Consider the following 19,153-nt stretch of genomic DNA (forward strand, 5'->3'; position numbering starts at 1 on the left):
ACCGATGATCCGGCCCGATGACGGACCGAACCGATTCGGAGGCGACCGATGCGTGGCCGGACAATACGACTCACGCTGGTTGGCGCCATCACCGTGCTGGCGGTCCCGCCGATCGCCGCCGGTCCGGTCACGGCGGCGCCGCTCGCCCCGCCGGTCGCCCAGCGGACCCTGCCCGGCTGTGACAACAACACCCCACCCGCCCAGCCCATCACCACGCTGCCGTGGGCGCAACAGCGGTACGCCCCGGAGCGGCTGGCACCGCTGGCCGTCGGAGCTGGCGTGACGGTGGCGGTGATCGACTCCGGCGTCGACGACACGCACCCGCAGATGCGCGGCCGAGTCCTACGCGGGCGCGACTTCCTCGGCTCGGACTCCGACGGGAAGCGGGACTGCGCCCGGCACGGCACCGGCGTGGCCAGCGTCATCGCGGCCACTCCCCGGGAGGGCACCCCCTTCCGGGGGCTCGCGCCCCAGGTCAAGATCCTTCCGGTACGGGTGAGCGAGAAGAAGGTCATCGAGGGCAAGGAGAACGGCGAAAGCGTAACCGTCGGGACATTTGCCCAGTCGATCCGCTGGGCGGTCGACAACGGCGCAGACGTGATCAACCTCTCGGTCGTGTACTACCAGGACAACCCGGAACTCAAGCGGGCGGTGGAGTACGCCCTGGAGAAGGACGTCGTGATCGTCGCCGCCGCCGGCAACCTGTACGCGGACAAGAACCCGAAGCCGTACCCGACGTCGTACGACGGGGTGATCGGGGTGGGCTCGGTCGGCGAGGACGGGCTGGTCTCCCCCTTCTCCCAGCGCGGCGACTACGTGGACCTGGTCGCCCCCGGTGGCAACGTCGTGGTCGCGGTGCCGGAGCGTGGGCACGTGCTGGACAACGGCACCAGTTTCGCCACCCCGTTCGTGACCGCCACCGTGGCGCTGATCCGGCAGTACTGGCCCAAGCTGAACGCGCGGCAGGTGGCGCAACGCCTGATCGCCACCACCGATCCGGTGCCGGGCTCCGACCGGAGCGCCTACGGGGCCGGGATGCTCAACCCGTACCGGGCGGTCACCGACACGGCGGCGCCGGCCCGGCGCCCCGAGGCGGCCGGGCTGCCTCCCCACCAGGTCGACCCGGCGGAGGTGGCCCAGGCGGAGCGGCGCTCGGAGAGCCAGCAGCGGGCCCTCTGGGTGGCCGGCCTCGCCGGCACCGTCGCGCTGGCGGCGCTGCTGCTCGCCGTGGTACTGCCCCGGGGTGCCCGCCGCGGCTGGCGCCCGGCCGGCCCGACGCCCTAGCCCTCGGGGGGCGCCGGCACCCGCAGGCGCGGTACAGCCAGCCATGGAGCCGCTGTCGCAGCGTGAGCTGGAGGTCCTGGAGCGCAAGCAGATGCCCCGGGTGCGGCACGGATCGCGCGGCAGCCCGGGGCAGTCTGGGCGGTACGGAAGGCCCTACTGGAACAGGCCGGTGTTCTTCTTCTCGGTGCTGAGGTAGTCCGCGGCGGACTCGTCCAGCGCCATCTTGATGTCGCGCAGCATGTTGGACATGTCCTGCGCACCCTGACGCCACTTGGTCTGGCGCTGGAAGTACGCCTGCTGCGCGTCACCCTCCCAGGTGTTGACGAGCGGCGCGGCGTCCGACTCGAGCTGGTCGAGCTGCGAGTCGAGCGTGTTCAGCGCCTTCTGGATGTCCGCGCTGGCCTGCTGCAACGCGGCAAAATTGACGACAAGAAGGCCGTCACTCATCGGATCTTCCCTCCCCGGTCCAAATCAGAGCGGCAGCGTCATGCCGCCGGCGTTGGTGGCGTTCATCCGGCTCGACGCCTCGGTGTCGGACGCGTCGTACTGCTGGCCGGAGGTACGGATCGCAGTCGCGGTCTCGCGCAGCGCGCGGTGGATCTGCTCCTGGTTCTGCGACCACTGCTGCTTGACCTGCTCGAACGACCGGCCACCAGCACCACGCCACGCGCTCTGCAGCACCTCAAGCTGACCCATCAGGCTGCTCAGCATGCTCTGCAGCGACTGGTCGACCGACTCGAACTTCGTGGCGGTCTGTTCCATCACCGCGGCTTCTGCCTGCGTCTGGGACACCCCCGAAGTCACCCCGCTCCCTTAACTCGTCGTCAACCGGAACGCCCACTGTGGACTTCCCGGCTCGTGTCCGCTCCCCCGACGGGTCACGGCACAACTTGGCAATTACTTCCGTAGCCGACGGTAGCGGGCCAGGGCAAGCCTTGGATACCCCTTCGGGCCACCCTGTGGACAAACCCGTACCGCAATGAACCGGACCGGCGGTTACCGACGGTCACCGACATTCTTACCCACCAGCGCATTTTCCCGCTCGCCTATTGCACGCCGGCCCGGTCGCGGGCCTTCTCGGGATCCAGGGCCGGTCCGTCCGGAATGAGCGTGACCAGGATGCTCGGCATCCGTACCCGCTTGGCGGCGGCGTAGCCGAGGTTGCCCAGCACCTCGCCGCTGGTCACCGGATGCCGTCGTCCCTGGTCGGTGACGATCGAGATGGCACCGCCGGTGGCACCGGGCGCGGCAGCCGCCTCGACCACCACACCCCGGCCGGGCTCCAGCACCACCTGGTCGGCGAGCGCACCGCCCCGGGCCGACTGTGCCGAGGTCGCGGGCGGATCGGGGATCCCGGACATGTCGGCGCCGATCCGGATGCCCTGCACGCCACGGTCGTCCGGCACGTCGCCGCAGATCACGCCGCCCTCCGCGGTCGCCATCTCGGGCGTGTCCGCCGGTGCCGCCGCGTCGTTGCCGGGCACCAGGTCGCCCTTCTTCGGCAGTGCGCCGTACTGGCCCTGGGAGAGCCGGGTGGCGTCGCCCTGCTTCACCGCGTCCGTGGTCAACAGGATGTTGGCCTGCACCTCGGTGATGTTGTAGAGGCCGTCCCGCCTGGCCACCGCGTACTGGCCGTCGCCGCCCTGCCGCTCGACCAGGAAGACCTGACCGATCTTCGCGCCGTCCACGGCGTCGGACGGCTCGCCCGCGTCGGGAATCCGGATCTCGCCCAGGTCCGCCCCGGCGGGCAGGGCGTTGAGCAGAGCCGGTGCCACCGCCACCTGCCGCTGGCTGCCCCACAGGGCGCCGACCACCAGCTCGGGATTCTGGATCAGGTGCCGGCGGTTGTGCCAGATCAGGAAGAGCTGGCCGTTGGGGTGCTCCGCCAGCAGTCCCTCGTCGCCCAGCTCCTGACCGCCGGGCGCCGCCCTGCCGACCAGCAGTGTCGACTGTGGCTGCCCGCCGCCGCCACCCGTACGCGGCTCGGAGCAGATCGTCCAGCCGCCGGAGACCAGCCGGTTGCTCGGGGCCAGCGACTCCGGCAGGTCGCGGATGCCCAGCGTCACACCGCGCGGCTGCCCCTCCAGCGACTTGCGCGACACCGACACCGTCTTCGGGGCGGGCTGGCCGACGATGAGCAGCGCCGAGGCGTAGTTGAGCACCGGATGCAGGGTGTTGTCGACGTAGACGTACTGCGCGCCGGACTCCTTCTCGACGATCACCACCGAGGAGTCCTTCCACTTGGTGGCACCGCCGCCGACGAAGACCCCGTAGACCACCGAACCGCCGATCCCGATCAGCGCGATCAGCACACTGGCCAGGGTGGCGCCGGCCGCCCGCCGGAACGGCGACTGCGCGGGATCGGTCTCCCGCATCACCAGCGCGCCCACCACCCGCTGGACCATGAACTGGTAGGAGTGCAACTGATCCTGCCGCGACGGCATGCGGGCCCCCTCTCCGGTTGTCCGGCCCATACGATAGGCCTCTGAGCGAATTGCGGGGGGCGGGCCCACGGCCTACGCCCATCCAGGGGAGGCTATCGCGGTGACGCTAACTGCGGCAGACAACCGGACCCGGCCCACCGGCACCCCGGGCAGCCGGATCGACCGGTCGCCACCGGCGCCACTGCCGGCTTCGTCCACGCCGACCCGGTCCGGCCTGTTCGGCGTACGGGCGGGGCAGATCGTGGCCATCCAGGTGGCGTTGGCGCTCGTGCTCGCCGCCGCCGGTCAGGGCCCACTGCTGCTCGTCGGGGCGGCGCTGCTCGCCGTCGCCCTGGTGCTGCTGACCTGGATCCGGATGCGCCGGCGCTGGCTGTTCGAGTGGATCGCCATCGGGGTGCGCTACTCCGCCCGGCAGCGGACGCTGCCGCAGGCCGCGCCGCCGGAGGCCCTGCTCGACCTGGTCAACCCCGGTGCCGTGGTGCTGCCGGTCGACCTCGCCGGCGACGCCGCCTGCATGGTCAGCGACGCCTACGGCCTGACCGCCGTACTCGAACTCGGTGACCAGGTCGGCATGCTCGCCGACACTCCGCAGTCGCTGCTCTCCCCGGCCAGCCTGCTGCCGGCGGCGAGCGCGGAGACCCCGCCGATGCGGGTGCAACTGGTGCTGACCGGTGCTCCGGCGCCGATGCTGGGCGCGGGCACCGGCACGCCGGCCACGTCGTACCGGCAGCTCACCGACGGGCGGCTGCTCGGGCACGAGCGGGCCCTGCTCGCCGTCCGGGTGCTGCGCGCCGACGGCTGGTCCGACGAGGACCTGCGCCGTGCGCTCTCCAGCGCGGTACGCAAGGTGCGCCGCCGGCTCGCCCCGGTGCCGACCCGGGCGCTCGGCGAACGCGCCGCGCTCGGCGTACTCGCGGAGATGGTGCACCACGACGGCGCGCAACCGGCTCGGGAGAACTGGCAGGGCGTCAGCCTGGGCGGGCTGTTGCAGTCCACCTTCCGGCTGCGCCGCTGGCCGGACCTGCGGACCGAGACCGGGCGCCGCTTCATCCCACGGCTGCTGGCGCTGCCGGCGACCGCGACCACGGTCTCGGTGAGCGCCGGCCCGTGGGCGGGCGGCGGCATCGACAGCATCCGGGTGGACGTCACCGTACGGCTGGCCGCCGACACTCCCCAGGCGCTCGGCACCGCCGTCCAGGCGCTGCGCCGGCTGCTCTCCGCCGAGCACGCCGTGGCCCGGCGGCTGGACGGCGAACAGCTCGACGGCGTCGCCGCCACCCTGCCGCTCGGGGTGCTGGGTGCCGGCCCGACCGCCCCGGCACCGGCCACCACCCTGCCGGCATCCTCTGTGGACTCACTCGACCTGCCGATCGGCCTGGCCGGGCTGATGCTCGGCGCCAACCGGCACGGCGCGGCGGTGGTCGCCCGACTGTTCCGGGCCGAGACCACCCGGGTGGTGCTGATCGGCGGCGTACGCGCCGCGCAGCTCATCGCGCTGCGGGCGATGGCGCTCGGCGCCCGGATCGTGGTGCAGACGGCCAGGCCACGCGCCTGGGAGCCGTTCGTCCGCGGGGCCAGCGGGCCGGGCTCGCCGATCGCGATGATCCCGCCGGGGCGGCCGGTGGGCGGCCCGCCCGGCACCCAACTGCACCCGCTGCTGGTGGTGGTCGACGTCGGCCCGGTGGCCGCCGACTCGCAGCCGGGGCCGGGCTGGCAGACCAGCCTGGTCGTACGCGACGAACTGGCCCCGGTCGACGTCGACGCCGTCTCCCGGGCCGACCTGGTGGTGTTGCAGCCACTCCGGTCGCACGAGGCTCAACTGGCCGGCGTGGCGCTCGGGCTCGGCGACTCGGCGGACTGGCTGACCCGGATCCGGGCCGACATGGTCGGAGTGATCAACCGTCGGGTGCTGCGCTGGGCGCTGCTCTCGGCCACCCCGATCGAGGCCCAACTGATCGGTCCACCGGCCCGGTAGCCACATCGCGGCGAGGGCCGTCGGATGTGATCCGGCCAGTGTTTGATCTGGGCGGATTTGGGATCACGTGGCACTATCTGCGGGCATGGGTTTCCTGACAGGTCTTCTCGTCCGACTCGGCAGCACCGCCCTGGCCTTCTGGCTCGCCACGCTGATCATCCCGGGGATCACCCTGGACACCGACTCGATCGGCGGGGCGGTAGGCACGCTGGTCCTGGTGGCGATCATCTTCGGGGTGGTCAACGGCGTACTCCAGCCGATCATCAAGACCCTCGGCTGCGGGCTCTACCTGCTCACCCTCGGCCTGATCGCACTGGTGGTGAACGCGCTGCTGTTCCTGCTCACCGGCGCCATCGCCGGCGGGCTCGGCCTGCCGTTCGAGGTCGACGGGTTCTGGCCGGCGGCGGTGCTCGGCGCACTGTTCGTGAGCCTGGTCACCTGGCTGCTCGGCCTGCTGATGGACCGGGACTGAGCCGTCCGCCCCGGGACGGCGCCGACCGTCGGCCGGCCCGGGGCGCACGCCGACCACTGGTCGGGAATTGGCTCGGGCCGACCTGGCGGGGCGGGGATAGCGTCGCGGCGTGCTGACTGTGACACGAGACGACGGGTACGAGCTCTGCACCGATCCCCGGCGGGTGGAGGTCGACCGGGTGCACCACTGGCTCGCCACCGACGCGTACTGGGCGCTCGGCCGGCCCCGTGAGGTCCTGCTCCGGGCGATCGACGGCTCGACCGTCTACGGGGTGTACGCCCCGGGCGACGGCCGTCAGGTGGCGTTCGCCCGGGTGGTGACCGACGGGGCGACCTTCGGTTGGCTCTGCGACGTCTACGTCGACCCGGCCGCCCGGGGTCGGGGGCTGGCCCGCTGGATCGTGCGTACCGTCCGAAAGGATCTCGGCCGGCTGGGCGTACGCCGGATCCTGCTCGCCACCTCGGACGCGCACGGCGTGTACGCCGAGGTCGGCTTCACCCCGCTGGCCAACCCCCCGCAGTGGATGGAGCTGATCCTGCGACCGCTGCCGCCCGAGGCGGACGGCGCCGGTGCCGGGTCGGTCGGCGGGCCCGGCCCCGATCCGGTGAGACCGCTCACTGGAAAGGACTCTGGTCCGAGTCAGCCCCTTACGGTAGAGCGATGAACCAGGTGCGGCGCGGATACCTCTACGGGCTCGGCGCGTACACCCTGTGGGGGTTCTTTCCGCTCTACATCCGGCTACTGAAACCGGCCGGGCCGATCGAGATCCTGGCCCACCGGGTGGTCTGGTCGATGGTCTTCGTCGCGCTGCTGCTCGCGGTGGCCCGCAACTGGGGCTTCCTGCGCGCGCTGCGGCACCGCCCGGGCAAACTCGCCGGGATCGGGCTCGCCGCCGCGCTGATCGCGGTCAACTGGGGCACCTACATCTATGGCGTCAACTCGGAACGGGTCGTCGAGACCGCGCTGGGCTACTTCATCAACCCGCTCTTCGTCGTCCTCCTCGGGGTCACCGTGCTGCGCGAGCGGCTGCGCGTCGGCCAGTGGGTGGCGCTCGGCATCGGCGGCATCGCGGTCGCGGTGCTGACCGTCGACTACGGCCGGCTGCCCTATCTGGCGCTCACCCTGGCGGCGAGCTTCGGCGGGTACAGCCTGGTGAAGAAGCGGCTCGGGCTGCCGGCCGCCGAGGGCATGTTCATCGAGTCCGCGGCGCTCACCCTGCCGGCGCTCGGCTATCTGGGCTGGCTCACCTGGCACGCCGAGTCGAGCTTCGGTCAGGTCTCCGCCGGGCACACCGCCCTGCTGATGCTGGCCGGCGCGGCCACCGCCATCCCGCTGCTGATGTTCGCGGGTGCGGCGAACCGGCTCCCGCTGACCGCGCTCGGCATGTTGCAGTACCTGGCGCCGATCCTCCAGCTCGGCTTCGGCGTACTCGTCTTCCACGAGCCGATGCCTCCGGCCCGGCTGGCCGGCTTCGCGCTGGTCTGGCTGGCCCTGGTGGTCTTCACCGTGGACGGAATCCGCAACGTCCGGCGGTCCCGTACCGCGCTGCTCTCCGCCACCCCGGAGCCCGCGGCGGCCACCGCCGTCCGCTGACCGGGGCTACCCGGCCTGCCTGGCGGCCACGCCGACGACGGCCCGCCGACCCGGCTGGGGCTACGCCGGCAACCGCACCCGGTCCGGCCTGCCGGGGCGGCCGGCGGCCACCGACTCGTACAGCTCTTCGAGCAGCCGGGTCTGCTTGTGCAGGTCGAAGTGCTCGGTCACGAACCGGCGGGCCTGGTCGCCGAGCCGGGTCCGCAGGTCGTCGTCGGCGAGGAGTTGCCGGATGTTGCCGGCCAGGGCCGCCCGGTCGCCCTCGGCGCCGAGCAGCCCCGTCTCGCCCGGCAGCACCGCCTCCGGAATTCCACTGTGGTAGGTCGAGACCGTCGGCAGGCCCAGGCTGGCCGCCTCCAGGATCGTCGTCGGCAGGCCCTCGGCGTCCCCGTCCGCAGCCGTCTTGGACGGCGAGACGAAGACCTTCGACTCGGCCAGGTAGCGGGCGACCGCCGACGGCTCCTGTGCGCCCAGGAACGTGGCGTCCAGGCCGAGGGCGGCGGCCCGCTCCCGGATCGGCCACTCCAGCGGGCCGGAGCCGATCAGCAGCACCCGGGGACGCCGGTCGGTCAGCGTGCCGAGTGCCTCGACGAGGTCGTCAACGCCCTTCTTCTCGACGAACCGGCCGACGAAGACCACGTCCCAGTGCTTCGGCACGTCCGGCACCTCGGCCGGGATCGGTACCCCGGTGTGGTGCACCCGGACCTTCGCCGGGTCCGCACCGGCCGCGATCGCCTTCTCCCGGATGAACCCGCTGACGGCCAGGATCAGCGCGGCCCGGTCGAACGCCTGGTGCAGGTTGCGCCGGTAGCGCACGCCACGCAGGCCCGGCGCGTGCGGCTGCCGCGTCACGTCGTAGCCGTGCACGGTCACCACCAGCGGCACCCCGAGTTGTGCGGCCGTGCGGCTGATCAGCCAGCCGTCGTTGCCGAAGTGCGCGTGCACCACCGCCGGACGCAGGCCGGCCAGCAGCCGCCGCAGCCTCGGTGACTCGCCGGTCAGCCGGAGCCGCAGGAAGGCCCGCTGGTCCGGTCCACCGTCCGGGAATGCGATCACGTCGGTGTCGGCGGCCAGCGGCGAGCCGACCCGGGTGGCGCCGAGGAACCTCGGCTGCCAGCGGGGCAGCGCGAGGCCCTGGTTGCGGATGAACGTCTCGGATCCGGCGAGCAGGCCGCTGCGCCAGATCACCACGGTCGGCGCCGGGCCGGTCGTACCGGGCAGGGACGGCGTGCTCACGCGCCGATCTCGCTCGGCCTGCCGGAGTCACCGGAGACCCGCCGGGTCGGGCCGACCGGCTGCCGGGCGTCGGTGCTGGCGGCCGGGCCGGGCCGGGCCGCCGGGGCCGCCGCGCGGCTGGCGCCGGGCTTACGCAGGATCCGGTCCCGCAGGGTACGCCGCAACTGCGGCGGGATCAGCCAGATCTGCCCGAACGCCAGGTAGTCGAAGATCCCCGGCTGACCGTGCCGACGCGCCTCGCGCAGCAGGGTGCGGAACGCCGACGCGCTCCGGGTCGGCGCCGCCATCGAGCTGATCACACTCATCGTGAGCGCAGCGTACGCCCGGCGGGTGAGCAGCGGTCGGCTCCGCTGGAGCCACTCGAACTGCTCCTCCCAGACCGTGTCGAAGGTGATCCGGGGCCGGTCCTCGTCCTGGTGCCAGATCACCAGCGGCTCGGCGGCGTAGACGAGGTCGACGTCGGCGTGGCTCAACGCCCGGAACGTCCAGTCGAGTTCCTGGAGGCGGCGCAGGCCGACGGTGAACGGCACCCGGCGCAGCAGCTCGGTCGGGGCCAGGATGGTCGAGGTCTGGATGAAACCGTCGCCGTGGAACAGCCCGCGCCGCACCGTGAGGTACTCGGTCAGCGGCTCGCCGACCGCCGGCAGCCGGCGCGGCATCACGAACTCGGCCCGGGGCGTCCGGTTCAGTAGTCGGCAGGCCACGATCGGCATCGCCACCCGGGCGCCCTCGGCCAGCTCCAACTGCACGGCGAGCTTGGTCGGCAGCCACTCGTCGTCATCGTCGAGCAGGGCCGTCCAGCGGGCCCGCGCCGCACCGACCCCGACGTTTCGGGCGTTCGGCGCCCCACCCGACTCGGGCAGCACGATCACCCGGAGCCGGTCGTCGCCGAGTCCCGCCAGCGCGTCCCGGGTCGCGTCGTCCGGCCCGTCCACCACGACGACGACCTCGAGATCGGTCACGGTCTGCGCCAGTACGCTGCGGACCGCCCGGGTCACCAGGTCCGGCCGACCGCGGGTGGGGATCACGACGCTGACGTCAGGTGTGGAGGACATGGGACCCGCTAACTCGTCGAGGATCTCTGTCGGGCAATACCGGACGTGAACGTTATTTGGCGAACAGGATGCGCAGGTTAATTCAAAGCGGAGAATGCGCGTACATTGGTGGGGCGGCAGCCGACCGTACGGTGTCGGGGCCGCCAGGCGGCAGCCTTGGCGAATTGGGTGAACACTAGATGAACAACGGTGGCGGAGGCCTGGGACGGGTTGTTGACGTACACTCGCCGTCAATTCAGCCGAGGTCCGGGAAATCGAATGGGTGAATTCGAGGAATCGGGCAGGTGAACCTGCGGAGAATGGAGGCCAACGCCCGATGAGCGCGCCGGACGTCAGCGTGGTGGTGCCGGTCTACAACACCATGCCCTATCTGACCCGGTGCCTGGATTCGCTGGTCCGGCAGACCATCGGCCTGCCCCGGATGCAGGTCGTCGCGGTGGACGACGGATCGACCGACCGCAGCGGCGCCGAGCTGGAGCGGTACGCCGCCCGCTATCCCGAGGTCTTCACCGTCATCCACCAGCCGAACTCGGGCGGCCCGGCCGGCCCGTGCAACCGGGGCCTCGACGCCGCCACCGGCCGGTACGTCTTCTTCGTCGGTGCCGACGACCACCTCGGCCCGGAGGCACTGGACCGGCTGGTCACCGCCGCCGACGCCTGGGACTCCGACGTGGTGCTCGGCAAGGTGGTCGGGGTCAACAGCCGACACATCTACCAGGACATCTTCGCCCGCAGCGCGGTCGACGTGGACCTCTTCGACTCAGCCCTGCCCCGGTCGCTGGCCAACACCAAGCTGTTCCGCAAGGAGCTGCTCGACCGGCACGCCATCCGCTACCGGGAGGAGCTCCGGATCGCCAGCGACCTGCCGTTCACCCTGGAGGCGTGCTACCGGGCCCGGCGGATCTCGGTGCTGGCCGACTACGAGTTCTACTACGCCGTACGCCGGTTCAGCGCCACCAACATCACCTATCTGAGCCGGCACCTGGAACGGCTGCGTACCGTCGAGGCGAACCTCGCGTTCGTGGCCGAACTGATCGAGCCGGGCAAGCGCCGCGACGCAATCCTGGTGCGCCGGTTCGACCACGAGGTCGCCAAGCTGGTCGAGGACGACCTGCTCCGGCTCGACCGGGCCACTCAGCAGGCGGTGCACGACGGCGTCGGGCGGCTGGTGGCGGAACACCTGACCGAGGAGATCGCCGAGCAGTTGGGCGCCGAGACCCGGATCCGGTACGCGCTGACCCGGGACGGCAGCCTCGACGACCTGCTCGCGGTGATCCGGCAGGATGCCGAGGTGGGGGTGCCGGCGACGCTGGTCGAGGGTGCCCGGCGGTACGCGGCGTACCCCGGCTTCCGCGATCCGGCGCGTGGCCTGCCGGACTCCTGTTTCGACGTGACGGCGGTGCCGGAGTGGCCGGCCAAGCTGGACGCCACCGGTTTCGGCTGGGAGGACGACGAGCGGGGCGAGCGGGTGCTGACGATCACCGGGTACTCGCCGCTGCCGGACCTGACCGGGGCCGGTGCCGACCCGCTCACCGTGAGCGCGGAGGAGATCCCGGCCGAGACCGTGGTGATCGCCCGGGGCGACGCCGGCAGCACCGTACGGGTCAGGTTCCGCGCCGCCGACCTGCTCGACGGCGGAATCGCGACCGGCCGGCGCCGGATCGTCTCGGCCCAGGTCGGCCCCTTCGACCCCGACCGGGCGCTCGGCGCGAACAGCGCGGCGGGTGCGGGTGGCGCGGCCGCGTTGCGGGCGCCCCGGCTGGACCGGGCGGTGCCGCTGGTACGCCGCCGTGGCGCCCGGCTCTATCTGCTCACCCCGACCAGGGACGAGTCCGGCCGGCTGATGATCTCGGTCGTGCCGGTCACCCCCGGCCGGGTCACCGCCCGGTTGCGCCAGAAGCTCCGCCGCCGCTGACCGCTCCGGGCCGGCGATCGGCGGGCAGGCCGTCGAGCAGGTACGCCAGCCCGCGCCGGAAGGTGCCGTCCTCGTCCCGGTCGTCCAGGTGCCCGGTCTCGACCAGGGTGGGATAGCGCTCCCGCTGGGCGGCGAGGTGCTGCCGGGCGGCCTGCCGCGACCCGGGATCGCCGAGCCGCCGCCACGACGAGAGCGTGACGGCGGCCCCGATGACGTAGTTGGCCAGCGCATGCGTGGCGGCGCTCAGGTCCGGCTCGACCAGCCCGGCCCGACGCAGCGCGGACTGGAGGAACTCGGTCCGGGTCAACACGTTCGGCCCGAGCAGCGGCCGGCCGACCAGTGCCGCCGACCACGGGTGCCGGAGCATCGCCGCCCGCCAGCCGAGCAGCAGCGTCTCGACGTCGGCCCGCCAGTCCCCGGTCGGCGGCTCCTCGGTCGTCGTCGACGCCGTCGTCCGATCCGTCGTCGCCACCGTCGTCGCCGTCGTCGTCGAATCCGGTTCGGGGAGGAGCACCTCGCCGAAGATCTGGTCCAGCGCCAGGTCGAGTACGTCGTCCTTGTTGGTCACGTGCCAGTAGAGCGTGGTCGACCCGGCACCCAGCCGCTCGGCGAGCCGGCGCATGGTGAGCCCGGCGACGCCCTCCCGGTCGAGCAGCTCGACCGCCGCAGCGACGATCCGGTCCCGGTGCAGCGGCGGCCCGCTGCGGCCCGGGGAGCGCGGAGGCCGCAACCACACACCTGTCATGGCCCGGATTCTAGTCCGGCGTTCCGGCTCTAGAACGTCGTTCTAGACTCTAGAACGTCGGTCTAGATGCCTCGCCGGAGGTCCCCGTGGCACACGTCGAGATCAGGCACCTGCACCACCGGCTGCCGGACGGGCGGCCACTCCTCGACGACGTCTCGTTCCGGGTCGCCGACGGGGGCACCGCCGCGCTGGTCGGGCCGAACGGCGCCGGCAAGACCACCCTGCTCCGGCTGGTCGCCGGAGACCTGACCCCGACCGCCGGCGAGATCGTCACCTCCGGCGGGCTCGGCGTGATGCGGCAGTTCATCGGCACCATCCGCGACCACCGCAGCGTCGGCGACCTGCTGCTCTCGGTGGCACCCGCGCGGATCCGCCAGGCCACCGCCGAACTCGCCGCCGCCGAGCACAGCCTGCGCGAACGCGACGACGAGCCGGCCCAGCTCCGCTACGCGCACGCCGTCACCGAGTACGTCGAGGCCGGCGGCTACGACCTCGAAGTCGTCTGGGACGCCGTGACCACCGAGGCGCTCGGGCTGCCGTACGAGCGGGCTGCCGGGCGGGACGTCAACACCCTCTCCGGCGGCGAACAGAAGCGACTCGTACTGGAGGCGCTGCTTCGCGGCCCCGACCAACTGCTGCTGCTCGACGAGCCCGACAACTACCTCGACGTACCCGGCAAGCAGTGGCTGGAGCGGCAACTGCGGGCCAGCGCCAAGACGGTGCTGCTGATCTCGCACGACCGGCAACTGCTCGCCGAGGCGGCCGACCGGATCGTCACCGTCGAGGACCGGCAGGTCTGGGTGCACGGCGGCGGTTTCGCCAGCTATCCGGCCGCCCGGCAGGACCGGGTCGACCGGCTCGACGACCGGCGCCGCCGATGGGAGGAGGAGCACGCCCGGCTCCGGCACCTGGTGCACACCGCCCGGCAGGGCGCCGCCCGCAACGACGCGCTCGCCTCGGCGTACCGGGCGGCGCGGAGTCGACTGGCCCGGTTCGAGGAGGCGGGACCGCCGACCCGGCCGCCGAAGGAGCAGAACGTGCGGATCCGGCTGCGCGGCGGGCGTACCGGCAAGCAGGCCCTGGTCTGCCAGCAACTCGAACTGACCGGGCTGATGCGCCCGTTCGACCTGGAGATCTGGTACGGCGAGCGGGTCGCCGTGCTCGGCTCCAACGGCTCCGGCAAGTCCCAGTTCCTCCGGCTGCTGGCCGGGGCCGATCAGGTCCCGCATCGGGGCACGGTACGGCTCGGTGCCCGGGTCGTACCCGGGCTCTTCGCCCAGACCCACGCCCGCCCGGACCTGTACGGCCGCACCCCCGCCGAGATCCTGATGACCGGGCATGCCCTGCCCCGCAACGACGCGATGGCGGCCCTGGCCCGCTACGAGATCGCGCCCGCCTGGGACCAGCCCTTCCAGAGCCTCTCCGGCGGCGAGCAGGCCCGGTTGCAGATCCTGCTGCTCGAACTGGCCGGGGCGACCCTGCTGCTGCTCGACGAGCCGACCGACAACCTCGACCTGGCCAGCGCCGACGCGCTGCAACGCGGCCTGGAGGGCTTCGCCGGCACGGTCCTCACGGTCACCCACGACCGCTGGTTCGCCGCACACACCGACCGCTACCTGCTGTTCGGCGCCGACGGCCGGGTGGTGGAGACCGACGAACCAGTCTGGACCGAGGGCCGGGTGGAACGGGAGCGCTGAGTTATCTGCCGGCGGCAGCTTCGGCCTGGAGTCTTGACACTACTGCCCGTGTCTCGATAAGGGTCGTGTCTGGACAAACGACCTCGTCCGGGGCGGATCCGCCAGGCCACCGACCGACCAGCGATCATCGGTGCCGAAGCGCCAGCTCGGCCGCACACCTGACCACAGAACGAGTCTCGCGGACCGTGGGGGGTACGGTCCGCGAGACGGCTGGGGAGTCGTGGGCCGCCGCCGGGGCGGCCACTGGTTGGTCAGATCATCCAGCGGTGCCGCTGCACGAAGGGCAGCCGCGCCCACACTCGACCCAGTCCCCAGGTGTGGCCGGCGTACGTCGCGGCCAGCACGATCAGCACCGCGGCGTAGACGAAGTGGTAGTCGGTCAGCGGGTTGGTGGAGCCGGTGGGCTCACCGGCGCTGGTGTGCTGGGCGAGGGGAAACTCCGCGAACCACATCAGCACCATGATCAGTGCGCCCGAGGCTGCGGCGACCCGCAGGCCGATGCCGGCGATCAACGCGACGCCGACGGCGAGCATGCCGAGCATGAAGAGCCAGTTGGCCCACCAGGTGCCGGCGATGCTGTGCGCGATCGACTCGAACGGGCCGACCGAGACGTGCGAGAGGAAGCCCTCGGTCGGCGAGCCGCCGTTGATCCAGGCCCTGGCCGACGGCGTCGAATAGTTAAGGCCGAAGGCCTTGTCCAGGAAGGCCCAGAGGAACACGAAGCCGGTCGAGATACGCAGCACGGCGAGCGCCTTGGCGCCGGTCTTGGTCAACATCGCGCCGGGCGAGTCGGCCCGCTCCAGCGGCGTGGTGATCGGGCGGATGGAGTGGCGGGTGGTCATCGTGGCCTCCGAGGTCGACCCTTGTCCTGACACCCATCACTCTGCTCGGCCCGGCGCCGCCGCACCCGGGTCCGAACACCTCAATGGGCGGGACCAAGGACCGGGCCGGATCCGGGACCAAAGGCCCGACGGCGTCCCGGGACCGGATCACCGCGACCTACGGCACGTCGTAGGCGAGCAGCGGGGTGTTGTCGTACCGGAGGAGTTCCAGGCGGATCAGCTCGGACCTGGTGAACCGGGTGACGCCGGTGAAGGTGGCGTCGTCGCCGGGAGCGGCGAGCCAGGAGCCGACTTGCTCCGTCTCGCCGTTCGGGCCGTGCGCCACCAGCCGGAAGGTGTACGCCTTGGTGTAGTCCCTGGTCTTCGCGTACTGGCAGCGCATCGTGATCACGGTGCCCCAGCGCGTACCGTCGAAGCCGATCTCGGCACTCACCGGCACGTTGCCGCGGACCGGCTGCATGGCGACCATCCGCACCTCGACGTCGGTGCCGGGGTTCCGGTCCCCGACCACCGGTACGGCGACCCCGAACCCGAGCACGGCGGCCAGCGCGGCGGCGACCAGGGCCAGTCCACCGGTGCGGAGCCGGCCGCGTCGGCGCTCGCGGTGCCGATGGGCCCGGGCCTCGTCGAGCAGCCTCGGCAGCCGTTCACCGGTGCTCGGTGCGGTGGCGATCTCCTCCAGCCCGGCCGGATCGAGCCGGCCCAGCAGTCCCGGCAGTACGGCGATCTCGGCGACCGCCTCCCGGCATGCCGGGCAGCCGGCCAGGTGCCGCTCGTACGCGGCCCGCTCGGCGGGAGACAGGGCGCCCAGCACGTACGCCCCGTCATCGTGGGCGTACTCGCAATTCGTCACCCGGTCACCCCCATCTCCGCCAGTACCAGTCGCAGCGACCGCAGCGCGTAGTGCGTCCGCGACTTCACCGTGCCCGGCGGTACGCCCAGCCGGGCGGCCGCCTCGGTCACCGACCGGCCCTGGTAGAAGCACTCCACCAGCACCTCCCGGTGCGACGGCGAGAGCCGGTTGAGCGCCTCCGCCACCGTCCAGGCCTCCACCGCCCGGTCCGCCTCGTCGACCACCTGCGGCGGCTCGGGCAGTTCGTCGGTGATCACCTCGCCGATCCGGGCGCTGCGCCGCCGCCAGGCGTCGATGGCGAGGTTGCGGGCGATGGTGAAGAGCCAGGCCCGCACCGGCCCCCGCTGCGGGTCGAGCGCCTCCGGATGCCGCCACGCCCGCAACAGCGTCTCCTGCACCAGGTCCTCGGCCCGCTGCCGGTCGCCGCCGGTGAGTCGCAGGGCATGCGCCAGCAGCGCGTCACCGTGCTCGTCGTGCATGGCGCGCAGCAGTTCGGCGTCCTGGTCGCTGATGTCTCTCCGCCTCCCGCCCGCTCCGTCCGACCAGCCCCGGCTCTCGGTTTCACGCATCCGCCGCCAGGACGGTTCAACCGAAGGCGGGCGAGATGCTCGGACGGGGTGAACTCAGGACGGGACGGCGGGCGGCATCGGCCTACCGGCCGGGCCCGATCACCCTGCCGGACACCCCTGCGTCAGCCCGACGGACGACAGCGTCCGGAACAGCCCGCTTCCTGGGGATGTTCACCCGTGGTTCACCGGACCGCCGGACGCCGCTCACGGCGTGCTCCTAGCGTCCGGCAGGCACGCGCCCTCGTGCGCATTACCCGAGGCGTCAAGGGCGCGCATCCCTGACATTGGCGAGGAGGCTCCATCTCCATGACCGAGCGACCCCGGCTGCTCCCCCTGCTCGGCCCCTCGGGCCACGGCGGGCGCGACGCCATGACCTGCATATACCGTTGCGGAAACGCCTGTGCGCACCCGGTGCCCAACGAGTCCGACAACCCGTACTTCGGCGACGTGGTCCAGGCCGAGGTGAGCCGGCGCGGAGTCGTCCGGGCCGGCGCGGTCGGCGCGCTGGTGCTCGGCTTCGGCGGCGCGGCGGCCGGCGCGCTCGCCGGATCGCCGGCGATGGCCGCTCCTGGGAACGGATCCGGCCCGGCACTGCCCGAGGTGGACAGCTTCACGCCGGCCCGGCGGCCCGGCAACTCGGCGCTCACCTTCAAGCCGATCCCGCCGAACAAGCTCGACAACCTGGTGGTGCCGAACGGGTACGACCACTCCGTGGTGATCCGCTGGGGCGACCCGGTGCTGCCCGGCGCACCCGGCCTGGATGTGCACAAGCAGACCGCCGCCCGGCAGTCCCAGCAGTTCGGCTACAACAACGACTTCGTCGGCGTACTCCCGCTGGACCGCAAGGGCGAGCGGGCCCTGCTGGTGGTGAACCACGAGTACACCAACGAGAACCTGATGTTCCCGAACTTCACCACCTTCGACGCGATGAGCGTCGAGCAGATCCGGGTGGCAATGGCCGCGCACGGGCTCTCGGTGCTGGAGCTGGAGCGGGTCGGCGAGAGCGGCGCGTGGAAGCCGGTCCGCAAGGGCAGGCTGAAGTACAACCGGCGGATCACCGCGCACACGACGAAGTTCGAGTTCACCGGCCCGGCGGCCGGCTCGGCCTGGCTGAAGACCGCAGCCGACCCGAGGGGCCGGACCGCGATCGGCACCCTGAACAACTGCGCGGGTGGGATCACCCCGTGGGGCACGGTGCTCTCCGGCGAGGAGAACTTCAACCAGTACTTCGTCGGCGCCGACGGCGCGCCGGAGACGCTCAAGCCGAAGCTGGCCCGGTACGGCATCAGCACCACCGCCCGCTACCCGTCGGACAGCCGCAAGTGGGAGCGCGCCGACGAGCGGTTCGACCTGGCGAAGCACCCCAACGAGGCGCACCGGTTCGGCTGGGTCGTCGAGGTCGACCCGTTCGACCCGGAGTCGAAGCCGCGCAAGCACACCGCGCTGGGCCGGTTCAAGCACGAGGGCGCGAACGTCATCGTGGCCAAGGACGACCGGGTCGTGGCGTACATGGGCGACGACGAGCGGTTCGATTACCTCTACAAGTTCGTCTCGGACAAAAAGTTCAAGAAGGGTGACTCCTGGACCGCCCGGGAGCACAACCTCACCCTGCTGGAGTCCGGCACCCTCTACGTCGCGAAGCTCGACCAGACCAGCGCCGGTGAGATCGACGGCTCGGGCAAGCTGCCGGCCGACGGCGCGTTCAACGGCCGGGGTAGGTGGATCAAGCTGGTCCGGGGCAACACGTCGTACGTCCCCGGCATGACCGCCGCCGACGTGCTCACCTTCACCCGGCTCGCCGGTGACGCGGTCGGGGCGACCAAGATGGACCGTCCGGAGGACGTCGAGCCGAGCCAGCTCACCGGCAAGGTGTACGTGGCGCTGACCAACAACACCAACCGGGGGGTCGGGACCAACCCGAAGGCCGACGAGGCGAACCCGCGGACCAACAACAAGCACGGGCACGTGCTGGAGCTGGTCGAGGACCGGGGCGACAACACCTCGGAGACCTTCGCCTGGTCGGTGCCGATCGTCTGCGGCGACCCGACCGACCCGTCGACGTACTTCGCCGGCTACGACAAGACCAAGGTGTCGCCGATCTCCTGCCCGGACAACGTGGCGTTCGACGGCTCCGGCAACCTTTGGATCTCCACCGACGGCAACGCGCTGGGCAGCAACGACGGCCTCTTCGCCACCGCCATCGAGGGACCGGAGCGCGGGCACCTCAAGCAGTTCCTCACCGTGCCGCTCGGCGCGGAGACCTGTGGGCCGTTCATCACCACGGACAACCGCTCGGTCTTCGTCGCCGTGCAGCACCCGGGCGAGCTGACCGGGGCGTCGCTGGAGAACCCGGCGTCGAACTGGCCGGACGGCGACTTCGCCAAGCCCGGCGTGGTGGTCACCTGGCGCCTCGACGGCGACGTCGTCGGAAGCTGACCGCCGGAACCTGAGCATCGCCTCCTCCGTGGTGTCC

17 protein-coding genes are annotated in these 19,153 nt (G+C 72.1%); 8 read left to right on the forward strand and 9 right to left on the reverse strand.

Going from position 1 to position 19,153, the window contains the following annotated elements; translation table 11 throughout:
• The first annotated feature begins 48 nt into the window (after positions 1–48).
• Positions 49–1,284 carry a type VII secretion-associated serine protease mycosin gene (mycP, locus tag R6Y94_RS28275; protein ID WP_318398874.1) on the forward strand — a complete coding sequence of 412 codons (1,236 nt, stop codon included), beginning with the start codon at positions 49–51 and terminating at the stop codon, positions 1,282–1,284.
• Between the two features lie 153 nt (positions 1,285–1,437).
• Here the strand turns inward: mycP and R6Y94_RS28280 are convergent, their stop codons facing one another.
• The 3 genes from R6Y94_RS28280 to eccB all read right to left on the reverse strand — a co-directional run bounded on the left by R6Y94_RS28280 (position 1,438) and on the right by eccB (position 3,728).
• Complete coding sequence (locus R6Y94_RS28280; RefSeq protein WP_318398875.1) at positions 1,438–1,731, reverse strand: WXG100 family type VII secretion target; 294 nt, start codon at positions 1,729–1,731, stop codon at positions 1,438–1,440.
• A 24-nt stretch (positions 1,732–1,755) separates the two neighbouring features.
• Positions 1,756–2,076 (reverse strand): WXG100 family type VII secretion target, encoded by a 321-nt coding sequence (locus R6Y94_RS28285; protein WP_318398876.1) that lies wholly within the window; start codon positions 2,074–2,076, stop codon positions 1,756–1,758.
• Between the two features lie 254 nt (positions 2,077–2,330).
• Complete coding sequence (eccB, locus tag R6Y94_RS28290; RefSeq protein WP_318398877.1) at positions 2,331–3,728, reverse strand: type VII secretion protein EccB; 1,398 nt, start codon at positions 3,726–3,728, stop codon at positions 2,331–2,333.
• Between the two features lie 100 nt (positions 3,729–3,828).
• Between eccB and eccE the strand changes: the two genes are divergently transcribed.
• From eccE to rarD, 4 genes are all read left to right on the forward strand, one after another.
• Entirely contained in the window at positions 3,829–5,703 is a 1,875-nt protein-coding gene (gene eccE, locus R6Y94_RS28295) for a type VII secretion protein EccE (protein ID WP_318398878.1), read from the forward strand.
• Between the two features lie 85 nt (positions 5,704–5,788).
• Positions 5,789–6,175, forward strand: a complete 387-nt coding sequence (locus R6Y94_RS28300) for a phage holin family protein (protein ID WP_318398879.1) — start codon at positions 5,789–5,791, stop codon at positions 6,173–6,175.
• A gap of 109 nt (positions 6,176–6,284) precedes the next feature.
• Complete coding sequence (locus R6Y94_RS28305) at positions 6,285–6,839, forward strand: GNAT family N-acetyltransferase (RefSeq protein WP_318398880.1); 555 nt, start codon at positions 6,285–6,287, stop codon at positions 6,837–6,839.
• Entirely contained in the window at positions 6,836–7,768 is a 933-nt protein-coding gene (gene rarD / locus R6Y94_RS28310) for an EamA family transporter RarD (protein WP_318398881.1), read from the forward strand. Before R6Y94_RS28305 ends, rarD begins: the two co-directional genes overlap by 4 nt.
• 60 nt (positions 7,769–7,828) lie before the next feature.
• Here the strand turns inward: rarD and R6Y94_RS28315 are convergent, their stop codons facing one another.
• Entirely contained in the window at positions 7,829–9,004 is a 1,176-nt protein-coding gene (locus tag R6Y94_RS28315; RefSeq protein ID WP_318398882.1) for a glycosyltransferase, read from the reverse strand.
• Positions 9,001–10,059 (reverse strand): glycosyltransferase family 2 protein, encoded by a 1,059-nt coding sequence (locus R6Y94_RS28320; protein ID WP_412102903.1) that lies wholly within the window; start codon positions 10,057–10,059, stop codon positions 9,001–9,003. The genes R6Y94_RS28315 and R6Y94_RS28320 overlap by 4 nt, the downstream gene beginning before the upstream one ends.
• A gap of 316 nt (positions 10,060–10,375) precedes the next feature.
• Between R6Y94_RS28320 and R6Y94_RS28325 the strand changes: the two genes are divergently transcribed.
• A complete protein-coding gene (locus R6Y94_RS28325) occupies positions 10,376–11,974 on the forward strand; it encodes a glycosyltransferase family 2 protein (RefSeq protein ID WP_318398884.1) in 1,599 nt (532 codons plus the stop codon).
• Here R6Y94_RS28325 and R6Y94_RS28330 read toward each other — a convergent pair.
• Positions 11,937–12,719 (reverse strand): TetR/AcrR family transcriptional regulator, encoded by a 783-nt coding sequence (locus R6Y94_RS28330; protein WP_318398885.1) that lies wholly within the window; start codon positions 12,717–12,719, stop codon positions 11,937–11,939. The two genes, R6Y94_RS28325 and R6Y94_RS28330, sit on opposite strands and share 38 nt — an antisense overlap.
• Before the next feature lie 86 nt (positions 12,720–12,805).
• Between R6Y94_RS28330 and R6Y94_RS28335 the strand changes: the two genes are divergently transcribed.
• Positions 12,806–14,416 (forward strand): ABC-F family ATP-binding cassette domain-containing protein, encoded by a 1,611-nt coding sequence (locus R6Y94_RS28335; protein WP_318398886.1) that lies wholly within the window; start codon positions 12,806–12,808, stop codon positions 14,414–14,416.
• A gap of 251 nt (positions 14,417–14,667) precedes the next feature.
• Here the strand turns inward: R6Y94_RS28335 and R6Y94_RS28340 are convergent, their stop codons facing one another.
• The 3 genes from R6Y94_RS28340 to R6Y94_RS28350 form a co-directional block, all read right to left on the reverse strand.
• On the reverse strand, positions 14,668–15,258 hold the full coding sequence (locus R6Y94_RS28340; protein ID WP_318398887.1) for a DoxX family membrane protein: 591 nt from the start codon (positions 15,256–15,258) through the stop codon (positions 14,668–14,670).
• Positions 15,259–15,415: 157 nt separating this feature from the next.
• On the reverse strand, positions 15,416–16,111 hold the full coding sequence (locus R6Y94_RS28345) for a zf-HC2 domain-containing protein (protein ID WP_318398888.1): 696 nt from the start codon (positions 16,109–16,111) through the stop codon (positions 15,416–15,418).
• Positions 16,108–16,680 carry a sigma-70 family RNA polymerase sigma factor gene (locus R6Y94_RS28350; RefSeq protein ID WP_318398889.1) on the reverse strand — a complete coding sequence of 191 codons (573 nt, stop codon included), beginning with the start codon at positions 16,678–16,680 and terminating at the stop codon, positions 16,108–16,110. Before R6Y94_RS28350 ends, R6Y94_RS28345 begins: the two co-directional genes overlap by 4 nt.
• A gap of 306 nt (positions 16,681–16,986) precedes the next feature.
• Between R6Y94_RS28350 and R6Y94_RS28355 the strand changes: the two genes are divergently transcribed.
• Positions 16,987–19,116 (forward strand): PhoX family phosphatase, encoded by a 2,130-nt coding sequence (locus R6Y94_RS28355; RefSeq protein WP_318398890.1) that lies wholly within the window; start codon positions 16,987–16,989, stop codon positions 19,114–19,116.
• Positions 19,117–19,153 lie beyond the last annotated feature (37 nt).

Origin of the sequence: Plantactinospora sp. KLBMP9567 (genome assembly GCF_033446045.1) — a bacterium.
Lineage (GTDB): Bacteria > Actinomycetota > Actinomycetes > Mycobacteriales > Micromonosporaceae > Plantactinospora.